Origin of the sequence: Micromonospora sp. NPDC050417, from assembly GCF_044458865.1 — a bacterium.
GTDB lineage: Bacteria > Actinomycetota > Actinomycetes > Mycobacteriales > Micromonosporaceae > Micromonospora_G.
Genome location: NZ_JBITIH010000001.1, coordinates 538986 through 562865, shown reverse-complemented (window position 1 = coordinate 562865; position 23880 = coordinate 538986). Strand labels below are relative to the sequence as shown.

The 23880-nt window shown below is 67.9% G+C and carries 30 protein-coding genes; 17 read left to right on the top strand and 13 right to left on the bottom strand.

The window, feature by feature from the left end; genetic code table 11:
* Positions 1–154: 154 nt before the first annotated feature.
* Entirely contained in the window at positions 155–1522 is a 1368-nt protein-coding gene (locus ACIBF5_RS02395; RefSeq protein ID WP_396807252.1) for a HEPN domain-containing protein, read from the top strand.
* 298 nt (positions 1523–1820) lie between these two features.
* Here ACIBF5_RS02395 and ACIBF5_RS02390 read toward each other — a convergent pair whose 3' ends face one another.
* A complete protein-coding gene (locus ACIBF5_RS02390; protein WP_396807250.1) occupies positions 1821–2228 on the bottom strand; it encodes a hypothetical protein in 408 nt (135 codons plus the stop codon).
* Between the two features lie 563 nt (positions 2229–2791).
* On the opposite strand from ACIBF5_RS02390, the gene ACIBF5_RS02385 reads away from it, so the two are divergent.
* Complete coding sequence (locus tag ACIBF5_RS02385) at positions 2792–3256, top strand: hypothetical protein (protein WP_396807248.1); 465 nt, start codon at positions 2792–2794, stop codon at positions 3254–3256.
* A 2-nt stretch (positions 3257–3258) separates the two neighbouring features.
* Complete coding sequence (locus ACIBF5_RS02380) at positions 3259–3726, top strand: NUDIX domain-containing protein (RefSeq protein WP_396807246.1); 468 nt, start codon at positions 3259–3261, stop codon at positions 3724–3726.
* 767 nt (positions 3727–4493) lie between these two features.
* Here the strand turns inward: ACIBF5_RS02380 and ACIBF5_RS02375 are convergent.
* From ACIBF5_RS02375 to atpF, 3 genes are all read right to left on the bottom strand, one after another.
* Positions 4494–4799, bottom strand: a complete 306-nt coding sequence (locus tag ACIBF5_RS02375; RefSeq protein ID WP_396807244.1) for a DUF6083 domain-containing protein — start codon at positions 4797–4799, stop codon at positions 4494–4496.
* Between the two features lie 178 nt (positions 4800–4977).
* Positions 4978–5172 carry an HAD family hydrolase gene (locus tag ACIBF5_RS02370; RefSeq protein WP_396807242.1) on the bottom strand — a complete coding sequence of 65 codons (195 nt, stop codon included), beginning with the start codon at positions 5170–5172 and terminating at the stop codon, positions 4978–4980.
* A gap of 72 nt (positions 5173–5244) precedes the next feature.
* The gene (gene atpF, locus ACIBF5_RS02365; protein WP_396807240.1) at positions 5245–5778 is read right to left on the bottom strand and encodes a F0F1 ATP synthase subunit B; all 534 of its coding nucleotides are present in this window, start codon (positions 5776–5778) and stop codon (positions 5245–5247) included.
* A 416-nt stretch (positions 5779–6194) separates the two neighbouring features.
* On the opposite strand from atpF, the gene ACIBF5_RS02360 reads away from it, so the two are divergent.
* The 3 genes from ACIBF5_RS02360 (at position 6195) to ACIBF5_RS02350 (ending at position 7495) form a co-directional block, all read left to right on the top strand.
* The gene (locus ACIBF5_RS02360; protein WP_396807238.1) at positions 6195–6536 is read left to right on the top strand and encodes a hypothetical protein; all 342 of its coding nucleotides are present in this window, start codon (positions 6195–6197) and stop codon (positions 6534–6536) included.
* 123 nt (positions 6537–6659) lie between these two features.
* Positions 6660–7265: a DUF2975 domain-containing protein gene (locus ACIBF5_RS02355; RefSeq protein WP_396807237.1), complete on the top strand. Its 606-nt coding sequence runs from the start codon at positions 6660–6662 to the stop codon at positions 7263–7265.
* The gene (locus ACIBF5_RS02350) at positions 7265–7495 is read left to right on the top strand and encodes a helix-turn-helix domain-containing protein (protein WP_396807235.1); all 231 of its coding nucleotides are present in this window, start codon (positions 7265–7267) and stop codon (positions 7493–7495) included. Before ACIBF5_RS02355 ends, ACIBF5_RS02350 begins: the two co-directional genes overlap by 1 nt.
* Before the next feature lie 130 nt (positions 7496–7625).
* Here the strand turns inward: ACIBF5_RS02350 and ACIBF5_RS02345 are convergent, their stop codons facing one another.
* Both ACIBF5_RS02345 and ACIBF5_RS02340 read right to left on the bottom strand, forming a co-directional pair.
* Positions 7626–8147 (bottom strand): hypothetical protein, encoded by a 522-nt coding sequence (locus ACIBF5_RS02345; RefSeq protein WP_396807233.1) that lies wholly within the window; start codon positions 8145–8147, stop codon positions 7626–7628.
* Positions 8148–8255: 108 nt separating this feature from the next.
* On the bottom strand, positions 8256–8807 hold the full coding sequence (locus ACIBF5_RS02340) for a DinB family protein (protein WP_396807232.1): 552 nt from the start codon (positions 8805–8807) through the stop codon (positions 8256–8258).
* Positions 8808–8872: 65 nt separating this feature from the next.
* Here ACIBF5_RS02340 and ACIBF5_RS02335 point away from each other — a divergent pair, with 65 nt between their 5' ends.
* The 5 genes from ACIBF5_RS02335 to ACIBF5_RS02315 all read left to right on the top strand — a co-directional run bounded on the left by ACIBF5_RS02335 (position 8873) and on the right by ACIBF5_RS02315 (position 12134).
* A complete protein-coding gene (locus ACIBF5_RS02335) occupies positions 8873–9163 on the top strand; it encodes a hypothetical protein (RefSeq protein ID WP_396807230.1) in 291 nt (96 codons plus the stop codon).
* Between the two features lie 335 nt (positions 9164–9498).
* Entirely contained in the window at positions 9499–10224 is a 726-nt protein-coding gene (locus tag ACIBF5_RS02330) for a TetR/AcrR family transcriptional regulator (protein WP_396807228.1), read from the top strand.
* 76 nt (positions 10225–10300) lie between these two features.
* Positions 10301–11026, top strand: a complete 726-nt coding sequence (locus ACIBF5_RS02325; RefSeq protein WP_396807226.1) for a hypothetical protein — start codon at positions 10301–10303, stop codon at positions 11024–11026.
* Positions 11023–11472 (top strand): phage holin family protein, encoded by a 450-nt coding sequence (locus ACIBF5_RS02320; protein WP_396807224.1) that lies wholly within the window; start codon positions 11023–11025, stop codon positions 11470–11472. The genes ACIBF5_RS02325 and ACIBF5_RS02320 overlap by 4 nt, the downstream gene beginning before the upstream one ends.
* Complete coding sequence (locus ACIBF5_RS02315) at positions 11469–12134, top strand: DUF3618 domain-containing protein (protein ID WP_396807222.1); 666 nt, start codon at positions 11469–11471, stop codon at positions 12132–12134. The genes ACIBF5_RS02320 and ACIBF5_RS02315 overlap by 4 nt, the downstream gene beginning before the upstream one ends.
* 32 nt (positions 12135–12166) lie before the next feature.
* On the opposite strand, the gene ACIBF5_RS02310 is transcribed toward ACIBF5_RS02315, so the two are convergent.
* Together ACIBF5_RS02310 and ACIBF5_RS02305 are read right to left on the bottom strand one after the other, a co-directional pair.
* A complete protein-coding gene (locus ACIBF5_RS02310) occupies positions 12167–12826 on the bottom strand; it encodes a DUF6766 family protein (RefSeq protein ID WP_396807220.1) in 660 nt (219 codons plus the stop codon).
* Between the two features lie 108 nt (positions 12827–12934).
* Positions 12935–13396: a DUF6789 family protein gene (locus ACIBF5_RS02305; RefSeq protein WP_396807218.1), complete on the bottom strand. Its 462-nt coding sequence runs from the start codon at positions 13394–13396 to the stop codon at positions 12935–12937.
* Positions 13397–13648: 252 nt separating this feature from the next.
* On the opposite strand from ACIBF5_RS02305, the gene ACIBF5_RS02300 reads away from it, so the two are divergent.
* Entirely contained in the window at positions 13649–14233 is a 585-nt protein-coding gene (locus ACIBF5_RS02300) for a TetR/AcrR family transcriptional regulator (protein ID WP_396807216.1), read from the top strand.
* A 33-nt stretch (positions 14234–14266) separates the two neighbouring features.
* The gene (locus tag ACIBF5_RS02295; protein ID WP_396807214.1) at positions 14267–14551 is read left to right on the top strand and encodes a CDGSH iron-sulfur domain-containing protein; all 285 of its coding nucleotides are present in this window, start codon (positions 14267–14269) and stop codon (positions 14549–14551) included.
* A 191-nt stretch (positions 14552–14742) separates the two neighbouring features.
* Here the strand turns inward: ACIBF5_RS02295 and ACIBF5_RS02290 are convergent, their stop codons facing one another.
* From ACIBF5_RS02290 to ACIBF5_RS02280, 3 genes are all read right to left on the bottom strand, one after another.
* On the bottom strand, positions 14743–15807 hold the full coding sequence (locus ACIBF5_RS02290) for a glycosyltransferase (RefSeq protein WP_396807213.1): 1065 nt from the start codon (positions 15805–15807) through the stop codon (positions 14743–14745).
* Positions 15804–16823 (bottom strand): iron-containing redox enzyme family protein, encoded by a 1020-nt coding sequence (locus ACIBF5_RS02285; protein ID WP_396807211.1) that lies wholly within the window; start codon positions 16821–16823, stop codon positions 15804–15806. The genes ACIBF5_RS02290 and ACIBF5_RS02285 overlap by 4 nt, the downstream gene beginning before the upstream one ends.
* Positions 16824–16916: 93 nt before the next feature.
* Complete coding sequence (locus ACIBF5_RS02280) at positions 16917–17135, bottom strand: hypothetical protein (protein WP_396807209.1); 219 nt, start codon at positions 17133–17135, stop codon at positions 16917–16919.
* 396 nt (positions 17136–17531) lie between these two features.
* Here ACIBF5_RS02280 and ACIBF5_RS02275 point away from each other — a divergent pair, with 396 nt between their 5' ends.
* From ACIBF5_RS02275 to npdG, 4 genes are all read left to right on the top strand, one after another.
* The gene (locus ACIBF5_RS02275; RefSeq protein WP_121156090.1) at positions 17532–17735 is read left to right on the top strand and encodes a hypothetical protein; all 204 of its coding nucleotides are present in this window, start codon (positions 17532–17534) and stop codon (positions 17733–17735) included.
* 87 nt (positions 17736–17822) lie between these two features.
* A complete protein-coding gene (locus ACIBF5_RS02270; protein WP_396807207.1) occupies positions 17823–18593 on the top strand; it encodes a histone in 771 nt (256 codons plus the stop codon).
* A 55-nt stretch (positions 18594–18648) separates the two neighbouring features.
* Positions 18649–20103 (top strand): RNB domain-containing ribonuclease, encoded by a 1455-nt coding sequence (locus ACIBF5_RS02265; protein WP_396807205.1) that lies wholly within the window; start codon positions 18649–18651, stop codon positions 20101–20103.
* 89 nt (positions 20104–20192) lie between these two features.
* A complete protein-coding gene (gene npdG, locus ACIBF5_RS02260) occupies positions 20193–20891 on the top strand; it encodes an NADPH-dependent F420 reductase (RefSeq protein ID WP_396807203.1) in 699 nt (232 codons plus the stop codon).
* Between the two features lie 53 nt (positions 20892–20944).
* Here npdG and panB read toward each other — a convergent pair whose 3' ends face one another.
* Together panB and ACIBF5_RS02250 are read right to left on the bottom strand one after the other, a co-directional pair.
* Positions 20945–21841: a 3-methyl-2-oxobutanoate hydroxymethyltransferase gene (gene panB / locus ACIBF5_RS02255; protein ID WP_396807201.1), complete on the bottom strand. Its 897-nt coding sequence runs from the start codon at positions 21839–21841 to the stop codon at positions 20945–20947.
* 107 nt (positions 21842–21948) lie between these two features.
* Positions 21949–23871 (bottom strand): NAD+ synthase, encoded by a 1923-nt coding sequence (locus ACIBF5_RS02250; RefSeq protein ID WP_396807199.1) that lies wholly within the window; start codon positions 23869–23871, stop codon positions 21949–21951.
* Positions 23872–23880 lie beyond the last annotated feature (9 nt).

The following is a 23880-nucleotide window of genomic DNA, read 5'->3' as shown; positions in this document are numbered from 1 at the left end:
GGCAGCCGGAACCATAGGTGCAGTCCGCGCGCGACTGAACGAGAGGTGCCCAGGGCAGGTCGATTTATTCAGTAGGGGATAGCCTCGGACCGTTCATCGATGTAATCTCGCCAACCTATGCAGCCGATCTTGTAGCAGGCATGGGCAATTAGTGATGGAACTTCTTGATCCGGAGGCGTTTATGCCCGAAAAGATAGGTGCCGTGCACGAAGGAACCATAGGTTGGTTTTGGCCTGGTCAGGTTAAACCAAGGTCCTGGAAGAAGGAACCCGAACGCGGCTACCTGAAGCTCGCCGACGACAACAGGCTTCAACTCGTCTTGTTGGACGAAAGCGACTCCTTCAAAGACCGACATGGGTCGTCGGCCCTACCGCGAATCATTACCGGTGCAACGGAGAGCGGAGGCGTTCTCCTGCTTGACATCGTCGGTAGAGGAAGCACCAGGAGCTTCGGTGGGGCGAGTGCCTCCGTCCTTCGCTACCGTGCGCGTTCCCTGATTGTTGGTGTGGACATCAAGGAAATCCGAAGCGCTAATGTTCATTCCATCGCAACCCACTATTTCGGAATTTCGAGCTGGCTTGGGCTCAGTGCGGTTGTCGAGAATTGGCAGAACCACAATGGGAGCAACAGACTAAAATCGTTCACAATCACAGCGGACGTTCAGCCGGAGCAATCCGTCATGATTTCGGGGGGTCGTGAACTTGTCATATCGGCTCACTGGGAGGTTGGTGGGCCCGAAGACAGGCGTACGGTCCTTTCCCCGGTCTCGATAGCCTGTCAGTCCAAATCACCTAAGCATCTCGCATATTTACGCTATCCCCTGCTGCGCATCCAGGACTTAATATCACTTGCGTACGATGGGTTCGTGGCGGCTGACGATGGACGAGCGGTTCCCCACATCGATAACGAGCTTCTTTTGAGTACTCCTTCCTACTGGGACTCCCTGCTCATGGCCACTTCCAATGGTGATGCCGTGAAGGACAGAGATCTTCCATACTTCCATTGTGCTGACATTGGTGGCCTTGCCGGTTTGGCGCGGTGGACTAGTCTCTGCTACAGGCACCTGCGGGCAGTTCGGCCTATTGTGGAGCGCTATCGTCAGGGCAAGGCGTCCCCGCCGTTGCGTCTGATGGAAGTGGCTGCCGGGATAGAATACTGGGTGGCAGCCCATCGGCCATCGACTCAATGGGCAAGGCGGATGTGCCCCAGGCGTGGTCATCGATGCGGATATGCGTGGACTCTCGCGACCCATGTTGGCTCACCATTCGCTGAATGGATTGGGGACGTTGATACATGGGCTCAGGAATTCTGGAGCACCTACAACAAATTGAAGCACGAGCCGGGGTACGACGTGGATGAACGCAAGTGCTCTCTTCTTGCCGAAAGTGCACTGTTGCTTCTTGCGGCGGCGCTACTCAACCGGGTGGCGACTAACAAGACGCCGTCCAAACGAATCTTTCAAGGGAGTGCGCACCGCACATGGCAACTCCGGGAGGCGCTTCAAAAGGTGCTCGGTACGTAAGTCTCCATCAATCCGTAACGGCGTCATGTGGGGTTCGTAAGGTGTGTGAGTCCTGGTACGTGGTGCTCAAATATAGGCTGCTACACCAGGTAAACACTCCTTTCCGGGTTATTTGGTGGGATGATCGTGAAGTGTCCCTCAGGTGCCATCTCGTGAAGAAGGATGGCGATTCTGATCGCTCGGTTGAGGGCTTCAGTTCGAGTGCTGCCTTGGCCAAGGGCCAGCCGAGTCAGGGCTTCGTCGCTCGTCAAGCTTAGGTTGAAGGTAGCTTTGACAAGCCGGGGTCTGCTGGAGTGATTCATTGACGCGAAAGTCCGTCTTGTTTGTGAGTATGTTTGAGAAATTCGGGGCTGGTCGATTCTTGCTCCTGAGCGGCGCTGCATGGGTCACTGTGGCCAAATAGGTAAAGGCATCGACCCTTGTTGGCGATGATGCTGCCGCAAAATACGGGGTGCTGATTGAGCTGGTCATCTTCAAGGCTGATAGCGGTATCGTTTGACTCGAATTCGGGAATGAAGGCCAGGAAGTCCGCGAGCCTCTCGGCTATCCCGAGGGCGTTGCGCAGCGTGGAAGCCTTGAAAGGGATGTGGATGACGAATCGTGCGTCGGGCTGCGTCAAATCTACGAGCGGTAGTGGGCGCTGGGTCGCGGTTGGCGTGATCGAGTTCCTTGGCGGTGGACCGCTTGCGTAGCGTGCGTCAGTCACGTTTGGGCTCCTCGGGCTAGTTGCGGTCGGGGTGCGGGTGTCGGCGGGGGACCTGACCCGCACCCCGACTGGTGCTGTCGTACGCACCTGCCCTCGCGGCCCTTGCGGCGAGCACGAAAGCAGGGCCGTTTCCGTACGACGTTGGGTAGTCAACTGGGGGCCTGTCGTACGTCGCGCCTGCCCTGGTAGACCCCTCGTGAACGTCTGGGGCCTTGGTGATACGTCCCGTGACGGTCTTGCAACGTCCCGTCCGGGAAACGTCCAATGGAGATATGAATGAACGTCTGCGGACGGTGATGGTGCGCCGGGGCGTCGCGGTTGAGGATCTGGCCGGTGAGTGCGGCGTCGACCCGAAGACGGTGTAGCGGTGGATCAGCTCGGGGCGGGTTCCGCATCGGCGGCATCGGTGGGCGACGGCGCGGCGGCTGGGCGCGGAAGAGGCGTACCTCTGGCCCGACGTGCTTGCCTCGGTCGCTGCCAAGCGGGGTGAGGCGAGTCGGGCGGAGCTGATCGAGGTTTTCCCGGATCGGGCTTCGGGTCCGCGTGAGACGTGGCTACGGCTGTTGACCGAGGCGCAGGAATGGGTGGACGTGCTGGTCTTCTCCGGGACCTTCTTCGCGCAGATACAGCCGCGCGTCGCCCGGATGCTCGCTGATCGTCTGTCGGCCGGTGTGCAGGTGCGGCTCTGCTTCGGCGACCCGAACAGCGATGCGGTGACGGTGCGGGATCGGGAGGAGGGCCTGGGCGGCACGCTCGCTGCGAAGATCCGGGCGTCGCTGACGTACTATCGGGAGATCGCGGGGATGGACGGCTGCGAAATCCGGTTGCACCCGACCACGCTCTACAACAGCCTGTTCCGGTACGACGACGAGATCCTGACGAACCCGCACGCGTACGGTGAGGCGGCCAGCGCCAATCCGACGTTCCATCTCCGTAAGGTCGATGGTGGCAGCCTGTTTGATCACTACGTGAGTAGCTTCGAGCGGGTGTGGGCTACCGCGATGCCGTGGCTGGGTACGGAGGTCTGAGCGTGGGACGTGTCGAGTACTGGAACGATCCGGATGCACCGAAGGCGAACACGCTCGTACCGGCGTGTGGGGTCTTGGCGGTCGACGACCAGGGCGCGATTCTGCTGCAACGGCGGCGCGACACCGGTCAGTGGGCGCTGCCGATGGGCAAGATGGAAATCGGCGAGACTCCATCGGAGTGCGCCATACGTGAGACGCGAGAAGAGACCGGGATCGAGGTCGAGGTGACCGGCATCATCGGCATCTACTCCGACCCCGGTCACATCGTCGCATACACCGACGGTGAGATTCGTCAAGAGTACGAGGTGACATTGCTGGCGCGGCCGGTCGGCGGTGCTCCAACAGTGAATGACGAGGCGAGCGAGGTCGGCTGGTTTTCGCCGGATGACCTACTCGGCCTAGACATCCACCCAACAATGCGGCGCCAGATTACGAGCTACCTCGACGGATCAATCCCGCACGTCGATTGAAGTCGTTGGTTGGGCATCATTTAGCGGTTAGCGAGCGATCCGTTCGGACCGCATCGGCGCTCGGAACCTATGTCTGATCCTCCTGGGCATCATCAAAACGTTTGAGTAGCTGAGAATAGCGTTCGACCTCGGCCTTGCGGACTGCAATCTCAGCTTCTCTAGCCGCGCGTTCCCGCGCCTCTGCTTGCCGACGTTTTTGTCGGCTTCGGGCGGCTGCACTTATCGCCGTCGCCCGAGCGCCTGACGCGCTTGCTGCAAAGGGCGGTGCCGCTCGCTGTCGTCGATACTCAAACTCTGCTGCTCTGACAACCTGTTCGGCTCGTAGTCGTTGTGTGCGAGCTGCTAGTACGCTCGAAACGGATGGCCCGGGCTCGCCCTCATCGTCACACCAGGCTGCCAAGCGGTTCCTGACCCACCACTCGATCCGCTGAGCAGGCTCGGTTGGAAGGGGTGGTGGCCCGGCTTTCGAGCCATCGGGATTATTGTCCAATGCATGGATGACATCGTTTGGCGTCCAGGATGCATTGAAGTATTTCCGTGCTAGCTCGCGCAAGTCATCGGCGGGCATGCGACGTAGTGTGGTCACGGTATACGAGAGCCAACGGGCTGCATCTGTCTGCGCGACACGGCCGTCAGGGGCTACCGAAGGATCGACTTCCGTCGGCCGGTAGTTCCAGTAGGGATGACATCTCGGGCATCGTTCTACACGGTCGTTTAGATCGACGAGCCGCGTGGTCGGGTGACACTGCCTGCACCAAGTTTCTCGTTCATTCATCTTTCGGCCAAAACTCTTGGGCAATAATTTCGTCTACTTGGGACATGTTTTCCATAAGTTGTCGCTCGCGTTGTTCGGCACAGTAATGGCGCATGAGCACCCGAGGTGGAGGCTTCTGGACTCCTATAAGGTCAATCACGGCATCATAGGTGCGGCTGAAAGCATAACGTTCCCGTTCGGGAACCTCGGCGAACGGAAACTCATCCGGATGGAATGTTCGCCAGTGACCATTTTGCATTCGGCCGATTATGACCGGTCGGTTACAGTAACGGCAACGAGTTCGCTGAACGGGAATCATGCGATTTGTCCCATTTATTCAGTTGGGCGAGGGGGTGTTTTGCGATCTCTCGTAGCGACGTACCAAGCAGTCTCGGATTCTAGTCGTCACCTATGCCTTGTGGGGGCCGCCACCATATGAAGCGCCCCGGCTCCTGGGAGTGGACCGGGACGCTCGTGTGTGGAGGTTAGTGGGTGGGCTACAGCTCCTCGCCGGCAAGCATGGTGGCGAGTTCGGCCATGCTGCCGATGATGGCTTCGGCTTTGGCGAGGCGGGTGCGTTTGCCGCGCTTGTTGGCGTAACCGATGGCGGCGACCTGGGCGGCTTCGATGTCGCTCTCGGAGTCGCCGACGAGGACGCATGGCTCAGGGTCGGCGTGTAGCGGTTGAGCCATGACATCCGTACGGACGCTGGCGCCTCGGGCGACGTTCTGCTCGGCTTGGCCGCCTCGCCAAGAGCGGACCCGTCAGGACGTTGAGGCGGCCTCGCGCTCGGCCAGGAACCGCTCGACCGTGCCTGCGCGCCGAGCCTCCTCGGCCAGTGACTCACCCACGATTGTGCCCGCCAGTTCGACCGCGAGCGCGCCGATCTCGGAGCGTAGCTCTCGGGCGACCGCCTGGCGCTCGCCAGCCAGCAACTCCCTGCCGGCCGAGACGGCCCGGTCGACCTCCGCCTGCGCCTCGGTCAGCGCACGCTGCCGGATCCGCTCGGCGTCGGCCCGAGCGTCGTCGCGAATCCGCCTGGCGTCGTCCCGCGCCTCGGCTACCTGGGCACGGTACTGCTCCAGCAGCCGAACCGCCTCGGACCGGGCGGCCTCCGCGCGTTCGAAGCCGCCCTCAATCGCCTCGGTCCTCGCCTGAAGCATCTGCTCCATCCGAGGAAAGACGAACTTCATCAACACGAAGCACAGCAGCGAGAACGCCACAGCCCCGATGATGAGCTCCTGCCATTGTGGAGTGATTGCGAGCGTGCCTTCGCTTCCGGCGGCATGATGCGACATCGATCGATGTTACCGTCTGCAAAGGATCCGCCGCTACAGCCGGCTACCAGTCGTAGGCCGACGCGAGCCGAGGAGATGGAGGACCTGACGGCCTAGCGACGCCGGGCGGGAGAGCTGAGCATATGGGCAGGTCAAGCACTATGTCGGCAACGATATCCGGCGTACAGGTCGACCCGTGTGTCGCCCACCAGATCACCCTCATGATTAAGGCTGTGACCTGTCTATTCTCTTTGGTCATCGTTGGGCGATGCTGGTCAAGGAGACACCCCGGCGAGGCTGTTGGGTAGCTACCCACCGGGTCGCAGGAGTAGTCGTACCTGATGTGGTGAGGCAGAGTGCGGCCCGCCGCGTCTGCCTGATTGGTGGCAAGCCTAAGGTGTGGTACCCAGGGGTCCGAGCGTCGTAGCCTGCCTTCCATGCCTGAAAACTCCGTTGCCTCCGTGACCTTCGGAAGTCATGACGACATCGCAACCCTGATGGGCAAGGTCGGCCAGGCGCTCGACGTTGAGTTCGAGCTACGCGACAGCGAATACCACGGTGGCGACTACTACCTGAGCCGGTCCGGTCGAGGCGTGTTCGTCATTCGGTGGAACAGAGAGCTGGACGAACCGGCCGAGCCGGACCGTCCCGAGCTTTCCACGCTGCTGTACGCGTCCATCCCCGTTGGCGACGTACCGTCCGTCACTCAGGCGATGGCACTGCTCCAGCTCGAAACGCTCGCCCGGCTCGCGTCCCACGGCAACCCACAGGGCTCGTAGGTCTGGGCTGGAGCTTCCCGTACCTTGTCGACCGGCCGCCCCGTGGGTCGGCTGTACCCGGGCTTGACATCGGCGCCCTCCTTATCGATTATCAATATATCGATTATCGATAAGGGGGCAGTCGTGGGACGTCTACGCAACCTTCTGCGGAGCCGCAGCTACCTCGCCGAACTTCAGACCATCCTGGTCCTGGCGCTGATCGCGGGCGCGGCAACCGTAATCGTCAACCTCTGGGCCATCGTGACCGGCCGACCCATCTCGGTCGAGGTCTCCAGGGGAGCCGAAGGGCTCGCCGCGACCGCCGGTTCGCTACGCCCGGGAGTCGACCTCGACCGGACCGCTGACGTGGCTGTTGTCGTCGAGCACCCGTCCGGCGGGCAGCTTGCGTGGTACGCCGCGCAGCACCTGCCGTGGTACCTTGTCGCGCTGTTCGCGCTGGCGATGCTGCTGGTCATCGTACGGACGGCACGTCGCGAGGATCCGTTCTCCGATGCGAACGTGGGGCGCCTGCGGATGCTCGGTTGGGTGGTGACCATCGGCAGTGTGCTCGCCTTCGGGATCGAAGTCATCGCGAAGATGGAGCTATCCGCCACGGTCATCACCGGAGCTATGGGTGCGACCATGGAGATCCCGTTCGGGTGGTTGTTCGGCGGGCTGTGCCTGCTGGCCCTCTCCGAGGTCGTGAAGCGGGGTTGTGCCATGCGCGCCGACCTCGCGGGTCTGGTCTGATGCCGCCCGCCGAGGAGCAGCGGGTCGAGGTGCACCTCGACCGGCTGCTGGCCGAGCGCGGTGTGACTCTCACGGATCTCGCCGCGCGGGTGGGGGTGACCCTGGCGAACCTATCGGTGCTCAAGAACGGCCACGCGCGGGCGATCCGTTTCAGCACCCTGACGGCTCTCTGTGACGCACTCGACTGTCAGCCGGGGGACCTCTTCACCACCCGGCCGCCCGAGAAGTGACCGGCCGTTCGGCTGGGCAGCAGCCCGCCGGAAGCGAACCCAGCCGGCAGCCCGCCGGAAGCGAACCCAGCCGGCAGCCAACCGAAGCACCGGCGGGCAGCCGCCCCAGGGGGCACCGACCACTCGGCGGTCACGACTCCGCCGGCAGCATTCCTCGCTTTCGCAGCCAGGCGTCGAGTTCCTCGTCAGTCCCGTCCAACGGCGGCTGATCGTCGGTGAAGTACGAGTAGGGCGCGACAGATACGCCCTCGACAACGCGGCGCGGGTCGTCCTCGGGCGCGTCCGGATCCAGGTCCCGGGCCGACAACGATGCCATCGAGAAGATGGCGAAACCGGCTCGCAGATCGAACCCGATGTCGGACGGGCTGCCGAACTGGCCTTTGGTCGCCAGGTCGGCCACCACCTCGTCCATGAACCGGTAGGTCAGTTGCACCCCGTCGAAGTAGACCTGGTCATCGATGCCGTATCCGATCTCGACAAGTTCGACGATGTCGTCCTCGTCGTAGGTGACGACGAGCATCGGGTCCACCGAGTCGTAGACGGCCCGACGATGGTTGCCGGCGTGGGCTGGAGGCCCGAGCCCTCGCTCAACGTCACGGCGTGGGTCACCGATTTTCACGGCCTCGACGCCAACTCCGGGAATGATGTCCATCCTCGTCATTATGGACAAGACACTGACACTTGACGGGGTCGGCAGGCGACTTTCCGATCGCCGACGAGCACCGATGTCAATTGGCCCACCACACCGGCGAAAGCCTTGTCAGGCCGGCGGGTCCTCACCGGTGAGCCCGTCCACCGACTCGCGGATGAGGTCGGCGTGGCCGACGTGTCGGGCGTACTCCTCGATCATGTCGATCAAGAGACGCCGCAGGCTGGGCGATTCGCCGTCAGGGGTGGTGATCGTGCCCGGATGGTCCAGGCCACCGTCGGCCAGTGCCTGCCGCACCATCGCGCGGGCGCGGGTCACGGCGTCCCGCCAGAGCGCGAAGAGCTGTTCGGGGGAGTCTTCGGCGGCTGAATGCCACGGCCAGTTCGGGTCGTTGTCCCAGTCCACCGTGTTCCACGGAGCACCCGGATCGGCGCCGAGCAGCTTCCACGAGAACGTGATCGCCTCGACGGCGGCCAGGTGCTTGAGCAGACCGCCCAGGGTTATCGACGACGCGCCGACCGTCACCCGCATACCGGCCGCGTCCAGTCCGCCGCACTTCCAGCCCAGGGTCGCGCGCTGGCGTTCCAGGGAGCCCAGGAGGGTGGCGGTCTCGTCACCCGCCAGCGGTGGTTCCCGAAGAACTTGCTCGTTCGTGCTGGTCATGGAGGACGACGCTACGTGCCGACCAGCACCGAGTCCAGATTGCTCCACGATGGAAGACTGGCGCGATGTTTCGTGCCCGTGTCGCCCTGATCCTGGGAGTCGTGTTTCTCCTGGCCGCGTGTGTCCTGCCGTGCGGGCCGCTCAATGACGAGCTGGGGGCGTCGTTCCCGTACCAGGATCCGACGCCGGAGATGCTGCAGAAGCAGGCAGTCGAGATCGCGCAGGCCCGGCAGGCCCTGGCAGCTCGGCTGAGGATCACCGCTGTCGTGGCGTTCGTCGGCCTGGTGGCCACCGGGTACGGGCTGTGGCGCTGGTCCCGTACCCGCAGGGCAGGGGGCGGGAAGCGGCAGTCATGAGCAGTCTCCGACGGACGGGTCCACTGACCCACGGCCTGAAACGCACCTACGGGTGAGGTCAGGCACCGTCCGGCTCAGAAGATCAGCGAGACCACCAGGATGAGCAGCGCGGTCAGCGCCAGCGACACCAGAATCGAGCCCAAGCAGCCGAGCCGGTTCGAGAAGAAGACGAACATTCGGTGTTACCCCCTGGCCGGCCGATGTGCGTCGCTGTGGCGCCGCTGACCCGAATACCCTCGGTTCGGTCGGCCAAATCTCGGCGCGCCGATCGGCAACCCGGCCGGGAGAGCGGCTGCGAACCCTGACGGGACCGCTAAGCGGGATAATGTAGCGCCATGCAACCTGACGTGACGTCGCCGGTCGACGATCCCGCACCGGCCCGGGACCGGCTGCTGCTCGCCGCCGCGCAGTTGCTCGACGGAGGCGACCGCTCCTTCTCCACCCGGGCCATCTGCGACCTCGCCGGGGTGACCGCCCCCACGCTCTACCACCATTTCGGCAGCAAGCAGGGGCTGATCGACGCCGTGATCCACCACGGCTTCACCCAGTACGTCTCGTCCGCCGGCTCGCCCGAACTCTCCGACGACCCGCTGCGTGACCTCCGCGACGGTTGGGACCGGCACGTCGCGTTCGGCCTCGAACACCCGAATTTCTACGCCCTGCTCTACGGCAACGTCGAGCCGGGCCGACCCTGTGCGATCACCGGTCCCGCCACCGACATGCTGGTCAGGCTCCTGGACGAGGCCGCGCGACGAGGACTGCTGCGGGTGCCGCCGGCCGAGGCCGCCGCCCAGATCCTGGCCGCGAACGTCGGCGTGACACTCAGTCTGATCACGCAGCCGGGACAGGGGCGGGACACTCGGCTCTCCGTACGGGTCCGCGACGCGATCCTCGGTTCCGTGCTGGCGACAACGTCGCAGACACCGCAGGCCGGGCCGGACGACCGGCCCCGGGCCAGCCCGGCGATCGCCCTGCTCGCCGCCCTCGACCGGGATCCGAGCGGTCTCACCCCTGGTGAACTGGCCTTGATGCGGGAACTCCTCTTCCGGATCCGTGACTGAGGAACCCGACAGCGGGTAGCCACGAACCATCTCGACGATCCCGTCGAGTCGGATCGCGGCACCATGGGGGGCCTTGATGACGCAGGACGTGAGTGCCGGCGACGGCAGGGCAACGAAGACGCAGGCGGCGAAGCAGGGCGCCGCGCAGACCGGACAGAAGGTATCCCAGGCCGGTGGCGCGCTCGCACACAGCGCCGCCGACCAGGGGCGGGACGTGGCCCACGAGGCGAGCGAGCAGGCCCGGCAGTTGATGGGACAGGCAACGTCCCAACTCCGGGAGCAGGCCGAGGCCCAGCAGCAACGGGCGGCCGACGGCCTGCGGGCGCTCGGGGACCAGCTTCACACCATGTCCGAGCGAACCGACCAACCGGGTGTCGCCACCGACCTCGTACGCCATGCCGCCGGCCGCGTCCACCAGGCCGCACACTGGCTCGACCAGCGGGAACCGGGCGCGGTGCTGAACGACATCCGCGACTACGCGCGCCGTAACCCGGGCATCTTCCTTGCCGGCGCGGCGGTCGCCGGGGTGCTCGCCGGCCGTCTCGGTCGCGGCATGAGCGGCGCGCGGGACAGCGGTGGCAGGTCCGGCGGTGCGGGCTCGCCGGACAGCGGTGACGGACACCACCAGGGTGACGGCCATCGTCGGAACGTCAGGCCCGGTGCGATGCCCGAGTTCCGACCGACCGGTTCGAGCGCGCCGGGGGCGTCGTACACCGACGCCCGCAGAGGAAGCGTCGACGAGGAGGCCGACCCGGGCGGAGGACCGGCCGCCGACCCACGTCCCGGCGGGACCCGGCCATGAGCGCCGCGACCGCCGGACCGGGTGCGACCCGGGAACGGGAGCGTGACCCGGGACAGGCATCGATCGGTGAGCTGCTCGGCGCGATCACCCGGGACACCACCACCCTGGTCCGTCAGGAGATCGAACTTGCCCGCGCCGAGGTACGGGCCGAGGTACGCAGTGCGGTCAAGGTCGCCGGCATGTTCGGTGGGGCCGCGCTCGGCGGCTTCATGGTGCTGCTCTTCCTCTCGTACGCCATGTGGTGGGGGCTGTCGAACGTCATCGACCAGGGCTGGTCGGCGCTGATCGTCGCGGCGGTCTGGGGATTCATCGCGGCGATCCTGGTCACGATGGCGCGGCAGCGGATGCGCGGCCTGGGCGCCCTGCCACAGACATCCGGCACCGTGAAGCGGATACCGGACGCGGTCAAGGGACGGACGGACCACCGATCGGGGGGAGAGCAATGAGCAGCATGGACCCGGCGCAGATCCGCGCCAGCATCGAGGAGACGCAGGACGATCTGGGCCGCAACCTGGACGCCCTCTCCGACCGGATAAATCCGCGCCGCGCCGCCCGGATGCAGGCCGACCGGGCCCGGGGCACCTTCCAGAAGCTCAAGGAGAACGTCATGGGATCCGCCTCGCACGCCCGCGACGCCTCGATGCACGCCCGGGACGCGTCGATGCACGCCCGGGACGTCGGGCAGGCGCGACTGTCGAACGCGCAGGACCGGATGTCGGCCGCCACCTCGGCCGCGGGCGACCGGATGCGCGGCATGGGGCACGAAGCCCAGCATCAGGCTCAGGGACATCCGCTCGCCGTCGGTCTCGTCGCCTTCGGCCTGGGCGTCCTCGCCTCGTCGTTGCTGCCCGCGAGCCAGCGAGAGCAGCGGCTCGCGGGCCGACTCCGCGATCAGGCGTCGGCGCATTCCGACGAGCTGAAGCAGCAGGCGACCGGAATGGCACGGCAGGCCCAGGAGAACCTGCGCGGGCCGGCGAACGAAGCGGTCGGGGCGGTACGGTCGAAGGCCACCGGGAACGCGGGCGCGTTGCGTGACCAGGCCCGGTCCACCGGCGAGGACCTGCGCGGACAGGCCCAGCAGACAGCGGAGGACGTACGCCGGCACTGACAACCCACATGCCGGACCGGGGCCGGGCCGGTTCAGCCGCCGGTCATGGCGTTCGGCGCGGTCACCGGTTTGGACTCGGGTGACCCGTGCTGGCGCAGGAAGATGCTCAGTACGACCAGCACGCCCACGGCGAGGAACTCGCTCTGCCAGTTCTGCATCGACTGGAACCAGAAGTCACTGGTCTGCACGAACTGCCATACGCCGACCGGCGCGGCACCGCTCTGTAACGCCTGCTGCTCGTTGTACGCCGCGGTGCCGCCGAGCAGGTGCCCGACGAACGAACCGGCGAACAGGAGCAGCAGCGCGAGCGAGAGGCTGTTGCGGTAGACCACCAGTGCCACCCCGCGGACGTGGACCGGCCAGGGGGAGTTCGGCTTGGCGTGGTCGGCGTGGTCGTCCGGGCGGTCGGCGTCCTGTTCGGGCTTGGACTCCGACGAGCCGCGTTGCACCAGGTACGCGGTGAGCAGCACGTACCCGCCCATCTGGAGGAACTCCGACTCCCAGTTCTCGAAGACGGCCTCGGCGAAGTGGCCCGTACCGAGGTAGGAGAGGTAGCCCTCGGGGGCGAGCCCGTACTGGGTCAACTCGTCGTTGTGGGTCTGCCATCCGAAGACGCTCTGTAGGACCAGGAAGATCAGGAAGGCGCCGAACATCGCCACCGACAGTGCGTGCGCCCGTAGCCAGCGTTTCATCTCCGGCTCCTCTCGCCGACGCGGAGCCTCCTTCCCAGTCGCGCCGACGCGGAAACACGCTGGTCAGTGTTGTTGAGAGACGCGCCGTCCGTGATGCCGACGCGGCGGTCAGTCGGCGTGCGGCCAGGGGGAGGAGCCGACCACGACGCCGTACAGGGTGTGGTCGACCAGGAGGGCGAGTTGTTCGCCGAGCCCGTGTCGTTTCCGGCTGATGCCGAGCTTCGGCGCGACGGTCGCCTCGAAGGCGGCCCAGAAGACGAAGCCGTACGCCGGGCCGGCCCAGGCGCGGCGGCGGATGGTGCGGGGCAGCAGACCGAAGGCGGCCCCGCCGACAGCGCCCACGCCCCAGTGGATGAACTCCACCAGCGCGGGTCGCCGGTTCGCGGGGACTCGGTAGAAGAGTGCGGGTGCGGTGTGTTTGAGCAGTTGTTCCGGCGGTGTCCGTTCGACCAGGCCAAGTGAGGTGGTGGCCTGCCTGATGCCTGACATCGCCATTGCGGCGATTGCGCCACGGGCGCCTGCCCGGCCGACCGCCGTGCCCACGACCGCGAGCTGCCTCCTGCCGTCCACCTGGCTCCCTTCCGGGCACCGTCGCCGCTCGGGCGGTCCGGGCCGGGGGCTACCCGCCCATCGTCTCGTGAAACCCGGGCCAGCTTGTGAAACCAGGGCCAACTCGTGAAACCAGGGCCAGGTTGTCTTGACCGCGTCCGGCTGGCCCTGGGCGAGGAGGTTGCGCGGGCGGCGACGGGCGCACCCTTTTCATGAGCGAGCTAATCTAATCCAGGCGGCTGCGTGCCGTGGGCGTCGAGGAAAGGAACGTCGATGGGCAGGTCGTCACGTGCCGACGCGGCGAGACATCGCGAAGAGGTGGTGGCCGCCACGGCGAGACTGTTGCGGGAGCGTGGCGCCGCCGGGGTGAGTGTGCAGGAGCTCATGGCAGCCGCAGGGCTGACCCACGGCGGGTTCTACAAGCACTTCAGTTCGAAGGAAGAGCTGGTAGGCATCGCTACCGAGACGGCGTACAACGAGATCCTGGGCATGCTCGTCCAGGTTGCCGAGGAGATTCCCGGCAAGACGGAAGCCCGCGCCGAGCTGCTCAATCAGTACCTCTGCGCCGAGCACCGCGACGCCCCGGGCACCGGGTGCGCCATGGTGGCGCTCGCCAGCGACGCCGCCCGCGCGCCTCATGACGGCCCGCTGAGGACTGCGTACGCGGCCGGGCTGGAGGCCGCGCTCGACCAGTTGACCGGGTACCAGGACGCCGAGGCGGAGGTACGGCGCGCCGCGATCGCTGACCTGGCGTCGATGGTCGGGGCGCTCACCCTCGCCCGGGCGACCGGCGGGACGGCACTGTCGGACGAGATTCTCGACGTCGTCCGAGACGCCCTCATCGCCCAACGACAGTAGGTTTCACCGGCTCGGCGTCGGGCAGGAGTACGTATGCCGAGACCGACGCCGCCAGCCGCAAGTGTCACCGTCTACGAGAACGGTCCGCTGCTGATCCGCGGTGACTACGCCCTGCGTACGGCGCTGGGCGGGCCGATCGACCCCGGACGCGACACGGTCGCGCTCTGCCGGTGTGGAAAGTCGTCACTCAAACCTTTCTGCGACGGTACGCACAAGATGGCTGGTTTCGTCGCTGGTGCAACACCCGATCCGGGCCCTGATCCCGGTGGCCCCGGTCCGGCTTCGCCTCATCCCGACTCCGGTGCCGACGAGGGTTAGCCACGCTTGTTCCCTGTGAGATTCAGATACCAGCATCGACCTGTTCAGCTTCTCGCTCGGCGGCTTCGTCGCGCAGGCCGAGGCCGGGCACCTGCCGAACGCCGAGCTGATCATCTACCCCGACGCGAGTACCCGCACGAGTTCGCCACCGAGGTCAACCGGTTCCTGCCCGTCGCGTGACCGCAGCCTCGTCACCCTCTCGGCATCGTGGGCCCACCCCGCCGAGAGGGTGACGAGGACACGGCGGCACCCAGCACCGACGTTCGGGGTGCCATCCGGCGAGGAACACCCGTCAGGCGCCGTTGGCTGTGCGCGGCGACCCGGATCCGGTGCCCGGCGTAACGGATGCCGCCGCGACCGAACCGCAGACCCAACGCCGCCCAACTGCACACCGCCCGCTCCAGCACCCAGACCGGAGCGAACAGGCAGGCACGGGCCGGAAAAACCGCCGCGCCGCCCGCGCGTCGACGACCCCACCGCGCCAGCGCCACCACCCCGGCCGCCGCACCGAGCAACGCCCGCCGGTCGACCATCGCCAACACCGCCACCGCCGGCAGCACCCCGAGGAAGAGCACCATCCGGGGCGGCACCGCCAGGTCGTCGTAGGCCTGACGCACCCGTTGGGACCAGAACCGCCGCGCGGTCGGCGGCAGGCGGCGTACGTAGAGGTCCGGCGGCGCCGCCTCCACCCCGCCGAATCCGCGTACGGTCCGCAGCAGTTCCAGGTTCTCGAACAGCACGTCCCCGTCGTAGCCGCCCATCGCCAGCACGGTCGAACGACGCAACCCGAAGCTGCCCGGATAGTCGTCACCGACGGCCCGGTTCAGCAGTGTGCGGCCGGTGTCCCAGCAGGCGTGCCAGGGCATCGGGTCGAAGTAGTTCTGCGGCCGGACGAGGTCGGCGTACGCCAGCAGTCGATGCACCGCACCCAGCGCCCGCTCGTCATAGCGCACGTCGTCGTCCGCGACGACGACCCGTTCGTGACGGGCCAACCGGACACCGGTCAGCACACCGTTGACCTTGCCGTTCAGATAACGCAGCGCCGGGTCCGGGGCGAGGTGGCGAACCAGGTGCGGCCAGCACCGCGCGTGCCGCGCGAACAACTCCGGTGGCGAGCCGTCGACCACGGTCACCGACACCCGCCCCGACAACCAGCGCAGGTAGTCGGTCAACTCCGCGCAGCCGTCGTCGTCCGACCACCGCAGCGGCAGGACGTACTCCAGCGGCAGCCGCCCGCTCGGGCCGGCGGCGGTCAATGCCCCAGCGCGATCGGCAGTCGCAACGAGGAACGCTGCTGCGCCCAACTCGTCAACACGTGCTCCGCCACCAGCCGATCGAGGGTCAGGCAGCACGCGGCGCCGAAGAGCACGTCCGCCGCCCGGGCCGGTTCCGCCGCCGCGAACGAGCCGCAGAGGTCGTACGCGGCGATCTGCTCGTGGACGGCGTCGGCCACCACGTGCTCGTCGTAGAAACGGGTCGCCTCCGGTGGGCCGCCGAGCCTCCGCAGCGCGTCGCCGTAACGGCGGTTCGGCAACGAGGAGGTCATCTCGAAGGCGGCGAGATGCCCGAGCAACGCACCCCGCCAACGGCGGTGCAGGCCGAACAGGGAGATGAGGTTGTTCGCCGCCAGGGTGACCGCCGGGACCGAGTCGACGTACGCGTGGTAGCCGGTGTCGAGTCCGAGCCAGCGCATCGTGTCGCGGAAGAGTTCGGCGTGCATTCGGGGCAACTGGCCGCGTCCGTACTCGTCCATCTGGATCTCGACCAGCGCGGCCTTGGCCGGACCGTCGAGCCGGGGGATGCCCCAACTGTGCGGATCGGCCTCCTTCAGGTGGTAGACCGAGCGTTGGGCGACGAACTCGCGAAACCGCTCCAGGTCACCTCGACGGTGCAGTTCGGCCGCGATCGACGGCCCGTCGTCGTCGGCGACCAGCGTGCCGAGAGTGCTGGGTACGTCATCCGCCTCCACCGCCGGCACCGGTCCGACCACGCGGCGCAGCGCCGATTCGAACCGGTGTTCCGCGACGGCGCGTACGGCGAGCAGCGACGGTTCCCACTCCCACCGTTCGTCGACCCCGTCCCAGCCCCGGTAGTGCAGCTCGTAACAGACGAAGAGGAACAGTTGCAGGTCCTCGTCCCCGATCGCCGCGACGTCCACGGATTCGTCGGTGCGCCACCCCTCGACGGCGTCGAAGGACAGCCGCCCCGGTACGCCGGAGAGCGCCTCGACGAGCATCGCCGAGGCCGGTCCCCGGCCGACCGGAAGCCTCATCCGGCCACCTGTTCCATCGCGTCGGACACTGGTCCCCCTCACGGCGCCAACGCCCGGTGATGCCCGCCGCGTCGCGGGTCAAACCCGCTCCGGCTAGCCGACCGGGCGCCGCACCGTGTAGATGCGCAGGTTCCCGTAGGTGGCGCAGGTGACGAGATCCCATCCCTCGGTCGACCAGGCGGTGAGCAGGGAGACCGGATGGACTCCACCGAGAGGGTGCGTCTGACCGGCCGAGTCGACCCACTCCCGCACCACCGCAGGACCGTGAAGCGCGCACTGGGCGACAATTTCCGCGTACTCGTAGCGAGACATGGTCCGATGATCTGACCGGGTGCCGGCGCGGACCATCAGCCGACCAGCCGATCGCCTATGCCGCTGCTCACTGCCGGCCGCAATCGCCACCCGCTACCCGTCGGGCGGGGCGGTCGGGGGCGCCGTGGCGGGGTGGGGCGGCCGGACAGGGGCGGCGACACGGCGGCGGACGCACACGTACCAGATATTTTTTTTCCGGCCCGGGTCGCCCGGCCTGTGCACCGTGTCCACCCTCCGATGTCGTGCGATTCCCTTTCCTGACAACCATTTTCCGGAAATGAGTCGCCTCTGCGGATTCCTCACCTGGGGAAACGGATCGGGTCTATTGTGGAGAAGACTCCGACTTTTTGTGTGAAAAGGTAGCGCTCCAGTTACTTTGCGGTGCACAGTTATCACATGAGCGACAGCGGAAGTGGTGAACGGTACTACTGGTGCCTACGACACCACCGGGTCGAGACGGACGCCGACATTTGCCCGGCGCGCTACGTCCTCGGTCCGTACGCCTCGGCTCACGACGCGGAGCACGCGCTGGAGAAGGTCCGGCAACGCAACGAGGAGTGGGACGCCGAGGATGCCCGTTGGGCCGGGGAGGAGAGGTAGCGGCGCGGCGCAGAGCCCGCGTCGTCGAAGTACTCCGCGGTCTCCACCTGGAGACCCCCGAGAGCATGTCCCGCAAGGAGGACCCAGATGGCCGAAGCAGTAAAGGCCACCAGCCGCCCGGCTGCCAAACGCACCGGCGTCAAGAAGACCACGGCGGCACGAAGCACCACCGGCGCGAAGAAGACCACGGCCGCGCGTAAGACCACGGCCGCGGCGAAGAGCACGCCTACCCGGACGACCGCGGCCCGCCCGTCGACGACCCGGGCGACCGCAACCCGGCCGGCGACCGCCAAGAAGACGGCGGCGAAGAAGGCCCCGGCGAAGAAGGCCGCGGCCAAGACGACGGCGGCGAAGAAGACCGTGGCGTCGAAGGCAGCCACCGCCCGGAAGAAGGCGACCACGGCGGCGACCCGTGCCGCCAGTGCGGTGAAGAAGACCGCCGCGAAGAAGGCGCCCGCCAAGCGCTCGACGGCGGCCAAGTCCACGCCGGCCAAGTCCACGACGGCGCGGTCCGCGGTGAAGAAGACCGTGGGAGCGAAGACCACGGCGAAGAAGGCCCCGGCCAAGAAGGCGACCGCCACCCGGTCGACCGCCCCGGGCACCCGCGCCACCGCGAAGAAGGCCCCGGCCAAGAAGGCCACCACCGCGAAGTCGACCACCTCGCGCGCGGCCACCGGAGCCCGGAAGACCACCGTCGGCGCGACCAAGAAGGCGACCGCCAAGAAGGCGGGAACCACCACCACGCGTACGCCGGCCAAGAAGATCACCGCCCGCAAGGCCCCCGCAAAGAAGGTGGCCGCGCGGCAGGCACCGGCCAAGAAGTCGACCCGGGCGACGGTCCGTAAGGCGGCCGGCTGACCGACGATGCCGGGCGCCCCGGCACGTACTGGCACCACGCTGGTAGGAATGACCCGTGGTGATCCGACGCGTAGTGGCGCCCCGCATCGACTTCAGCGCGTTGCGCCGCGAACTGGAACTGCCGACACAGTTTCCGGTCGCGGCGCAACGCGAGGCCGACGAGTCGGCGGCCACCCCACCGGGACCGGCCGCCGACCGGACCGACATCCCGTTCGTCACCATCGACCCGGCCAGCTCCCGCGACCTCGACCAGGCGATGTGCCTGAGCCGGCGACCCGGCGGCGGCTACCGGGTCCGCTACGCCATCGCCGACGTCGCCGCCCACGTCCGCCCCGACGGCGCGCTCGCGGCGGAGACCTGGCGCCGGGGACAGACCATCTACCTCCCCGACGGCAACATCCCCCTGCACCCGACGACGCTCAGCGAAGGCGCGGCGAGCCTGCTGCCCGACGTCGAACGGGCCGCCGTGCTCTGGACCATCGACCTCGACGCCGACGGTGCGACCGTCTCCGTCGACCTGGAACGGGCGCGGGTGCGCAGCCGCGCCAAGCTCGACTATGTCGGCGTACAGGCCGACGCGGACGCCGGCCGGTTGGCCGAACCGATCGCCCTCCTCCCCGAACTCGGCAAGCTCCTCATCGACCGGGGACTGGACCGCGGGGCGATCAACCTCCCGCTGCCGGAACAGGACGTCGAGCCCGACGACGGCGGCTGGCGACTGGTACTGCGGGCACCGTCGCCGATGGAGGACTACAACGCCCAGATCTCCCTGCTCACCGGGATGGCCGCCGCCGACCTGATGCTCGCCGGCCGGGTCGGACTGCTGCGTACGATGCCGACCCCGAAGCCGGAGGCGGTGCAGGGCCTGCGGGTCGCCGCGACCGGACTCGGCATCGAGTGGCCGGACGGCGCCAGCGTCGGGCAGGTGCTCGCCACCATCGACCCGGCCCAACCCCGGGCCGCCGCCTTCCTCGACCACGCCGCCGAACTGCTCCGTGGCTCCGGTTACACCGCCTTCGACGGCGAACCGCCCGCCGACCCCCGGCACGGTGGCGTCGCCGCCGCGTACGCGCACGTCACCGCGCCGTTGCGCCGACTCGCCGACCGGTACGCCACCGAGGTCTGCCTGGCCCTGCACGCCGGTACGGAGGTGCCACAGTGGGCGCGTGCCGCGCTGCCGCGACTGCCGGCCGTGATGTCCAGCACCGACCGGACCGCCTCGGCCGCCACCCGTGCCGCGGTGGAGTTGACCGAGGCGGTGCTGTTGCGCGACCGGGTGGGGGAGAGCTTCGAGGTGGCCGTCCTCGACGTCGACCGCCCACCCGCACCGGCCGCGCAGGGCGCCACCGGCCCCGGTCGGTCGGCTCGTCGACCCGGCGGCACGGTCGCGCTCGACGAGCCACCGGTACGGGCCCGCTGCGAGGGCGAGCTGCCGCTCGGCGAGCGGGTACGGGTCCGCCTGGTCACCGCCGATCCGGTCGCCCGCAAGGTGCTCTTCGCCCGCGACTGACCGTGCCAACCGCCCGCGTCCGACCATGCCGGTCGGCGGCGTCTGACCATGCCGGTCGCCCGCGTCACCCGTTTGGCAGGATGGACCTCATGGCATACGACGCGAGCGAACTACCCGACGTTTCCGGGCTCACCGTCGGCATCATCGGCGGCACCGGCGACCAGGGGCGAGGGCTGGCCTACCGGTTCGCCCGCGCCGGACAGCGGGTGCTGATCGGTTCCCGTTCGGCGGAGCGCGCCGCGCAGTCGGCAAAGGAGATCGCCGCCCTGCCCGGGCTCCCCGCCGACGCGGACGTCACCGGGAACGACAACGCCAGCGTCTGCGCCGATGCCGACGTGGTCATCATCGCGGTGCCGTGGGACGGGCACGCCGCCACCGTCGCCGCGCTGCGCGAACCGCTCGCGGGCAAGGTCGTCGTCGACTGCGTCAACCCGCTCGGCTTCGACAAGCAGGGCCCGTACGCGCTGCCGGTCGAGGAGGGAAGTGCGGTGCAGCAGGCCGCCGCCCTGCTGCCGGAGTCCCGGGTCTGCGCCGCGTTCAACCACGTCAGCGCACCGCTGCTCGCCGACCCGGAGATCGACCGGATCGACCTCGACGTGCTGATCTGCACCGAGGAACGGGAACTGGTCGGCATCGTCGCGGCGCTCGCCGCCCGGATCCCCGGCATGCGTGGCATCTACGCCGGCCGGCTGCGCAACGCGCACCAGATCGAGGCGTTCACCGCGAACCTGATCGCCATCAACAAGCGGTACCGGTCCCACGCCGGAGTCCGGGTCACCGACGTCTGAGAGCCGCACCGCCCGGGGGCGTGGAGTCGAGCCCACACCCCCGGGCGGCCGGACTAGAAGGTGTGTTCGGTGCCGGGGAACTCGCCGCCGCGTACCTCGGCGGCGAACCGCTGGGTCGCCGAGGTGAGCACCCCGGAGAGGTCGGCGTACCGCTTCACGAACCGGGGCGCCCTGCCCGTACGCAGACCGGCCATGTCCTGCCAGACCAGCACCTGGGCGTCGGTGTCGGGGCCGGCGCCGATGCCGATCGTCGGAATGCCCACCTCGTGGGTCACCCGTTTGGCGACCACACCCGGCACCATCTCCAGCACCACCGAGAAGGCCCCCGCCTCGGCCACCGCACGCGCGTCGGCCAGCACCTCGTCGGCGGCGTCGCCACGTCCCTGCACCCGGTAGCCGCCAATGGTGTGCTCGCTCTGCGGGGTGAAACCGATGTGCCCCATCACCGGGATGCCGGCGGTGGTCAACGCGGCGATCTGGGCGGCGACGCGCCGGCCGCCCTCCAGCTTCACTGCGTGGCAGCCGCCCTCCTTCATGAACCGCACCGCGGTACGCAGCGCCTGCGTCGGCCCCTCCTCGTACGAGCCGAACGGCAGGTCGGCGACGACCAGCGCGTACCGGGTCGCCCGGACCACCGCCCGGACCAGTGGCAGCAGTTCGTCCACGGTCACCGGCACGGTCGTCTCGTAACCGAAGACGTTGTTCGCCGCCGAGTCGCCGACCAGCAGCACCGGGATACCGGCCTGGTCGAAGATCGACGCGGTGTACTGGTCGTACGAGGTGAGCATCGCCCAGCGTTCGCCGCGCTCGCGGGCGGTGACCAGGTCACGGGTACGGACGCGCCGGCTGGCGGGGCCCCCGTACAACGCGGTCACCTCGTTCGCCGCCGGATCACCCGCCGGGATGGTGACGCTGGTCTCCGGTGTCGGGGTGGCTCCTGTTTCGGACATCACGACTCCTCTCGCCTCGAGGCCGCGCTCGCGGTCCCCGGGTCCGCGTCGATCGTCGCACCGCGATGTGGGGCCGGGTCAGAGTGCAGTGGAGGATTTCACACCGCTCACCCGATTCCGCCGCGCTCCCGCCACCGGTTGGTGATCGGCAGCCGGCGGTCCCGGCCGAACGCCTTGATGGAGATTTTGGGTCCGGGCGCCGCCTGCCGGCGCTTGTACTCGGCGGTATCCACCATCCGCAGCACCCGGTCCAGCATCTCCGGGTCGTGCCCGGACGCGATCAGGTCCTCCCGGCCCTGGTCCTCGTCGACGTAGCCGACCAGGATCGGGTCGAGCACCGAGTAGTCCGGCAGCGAGTCGCTGTCGAGTTGCCCCGGGCTCAGTTCGGCGCTCGGCGGCTTCTGGATCGAGTTCTCCGGGATCGGGGGCTGTTCGCCGCGCGTGACCGCGTCCGCGTTGCGCCACTTCGCCAAGCGCCAGACCAGGGATTTCCAGACATCCTTGATCGGGTTGAAGCCACCGACCGAGTCGCCGTAGAGGGTGGAGTAACCGACGGCCAGTTCGCTCTTGTTGCCGGTGGTGAGGACGAGGTGCCCCTCCTGGTTCGACAGTGCCATCAGCACCACCCCCCGGACCCGCGCCTGGAGGTTCTCGACCGTGAGCCCGGAGAGGGACATGTGGGAGAGGAACGCGTCGACCATCGGCTGGATCGGTTCGCTCCGGAGGTCCAGCCCGGTCCGTTTGGCCAGGTCGGCGGCGTCGTCGCGGGAGTGTCCGGAGGAGTGCTGACTCGGTAGCGACACCCCGACCACCCGGTCCGGGCCGAGCGCGTCGACCGCGATCGCCGCAACCACCGCGGAGTCGATGCCGCCGGAGAGGCCGAGGATGACCGACGGGAAGCCGTTCTTGTTGACGTAGTCGCGCAACCCCAACACCAACGCCGACCAGACCTCCGCCTCGTCGACGATCCGTTCGGCGATCCCCGCCTCGGCCGCCGGTCCGGCGGGGGCGGGCAGCGGGTCGCCCACCATCACCCGGGCGATCCGCATCGTGGTCCGACCGCCGTCCTCGGCGTACCGGTTCCCGGCCAGCACCTCGTCGGCGGTCTCGACCGCGGTCACCACCTCGCCGGCGGTTCCGCTGCCGGTCGCGGCGCCGGTGCTGGCGGCACTGGTCCGGTCGGCGGTCGGCGCGTCCGCGTCCGCAGCCGGCAGTTCCAGGTCGTGTACGAGCAGGTGCTCGACGAACTGCGGGGCGCGGGCCAGCAGCGTGCCGTCTGCGGCGACGACCATCGAGTCGCCGTCGAAGACCAGTTCGTCCTGGCCGCCGACCATGTTGACGTACGCCACCGTGGCGCCCGCCTCGGCGGCCCGGCGCCGGACCAGCGGCAGCCGTACGTCGTCCTTGTTCCGCTCGTACGGCGAGCCGTTGATGTTCACGACCAGGCCGACCCCGGCCTGTCGGGCGACCGCGAACGGGCCCCCGGCCTGCCACAGGTCCTCGCAGATGGTGAGGCCGACGTCGACCCCACCGAGCCGGACCACGGTGAGCGTGTCGCCGGGCAGGAAGTAGCGGTCCTCGTCGAAGACGCCGTAGTTCGGCAGATGGTGCTTGAAGTAGGTGGCGACCACCGCGCCCCGGTGCAGTACGGCGAGCGCGTTGCGCGGTCCCCGGGTCCGGGTCGGTCCGGCGCCGGTGCTCGCCTGGTCGTGTTGCGTCGTCCCGCCGTCCGCGGTCTCGCCGAACTCGTCCGAGTCCAGGTAACCGAGGAGCACCGGCAGGTCGCCGAGGCCGTCGCTGTCCAGGTCGGCGGCGAGTTGCCGGAGCGCGGCCTGGGACGCGGTCACGAAGGACTTGCGGAACACCAGGTCCTCGACCGGATATCCGGTGAGCATCATCTCCGGGAAGGCGACCACCTGCGCGCCGGCCGACGCTGCGGTACGGCTGGTGCGGCGTACCGTCGCGGCGTTGCCGGCGAGGTCTCCGACGGTGGGGTTCACCTGGGCGAGGGCGAGGCGCAGGGTGGGCATGTCCTCATC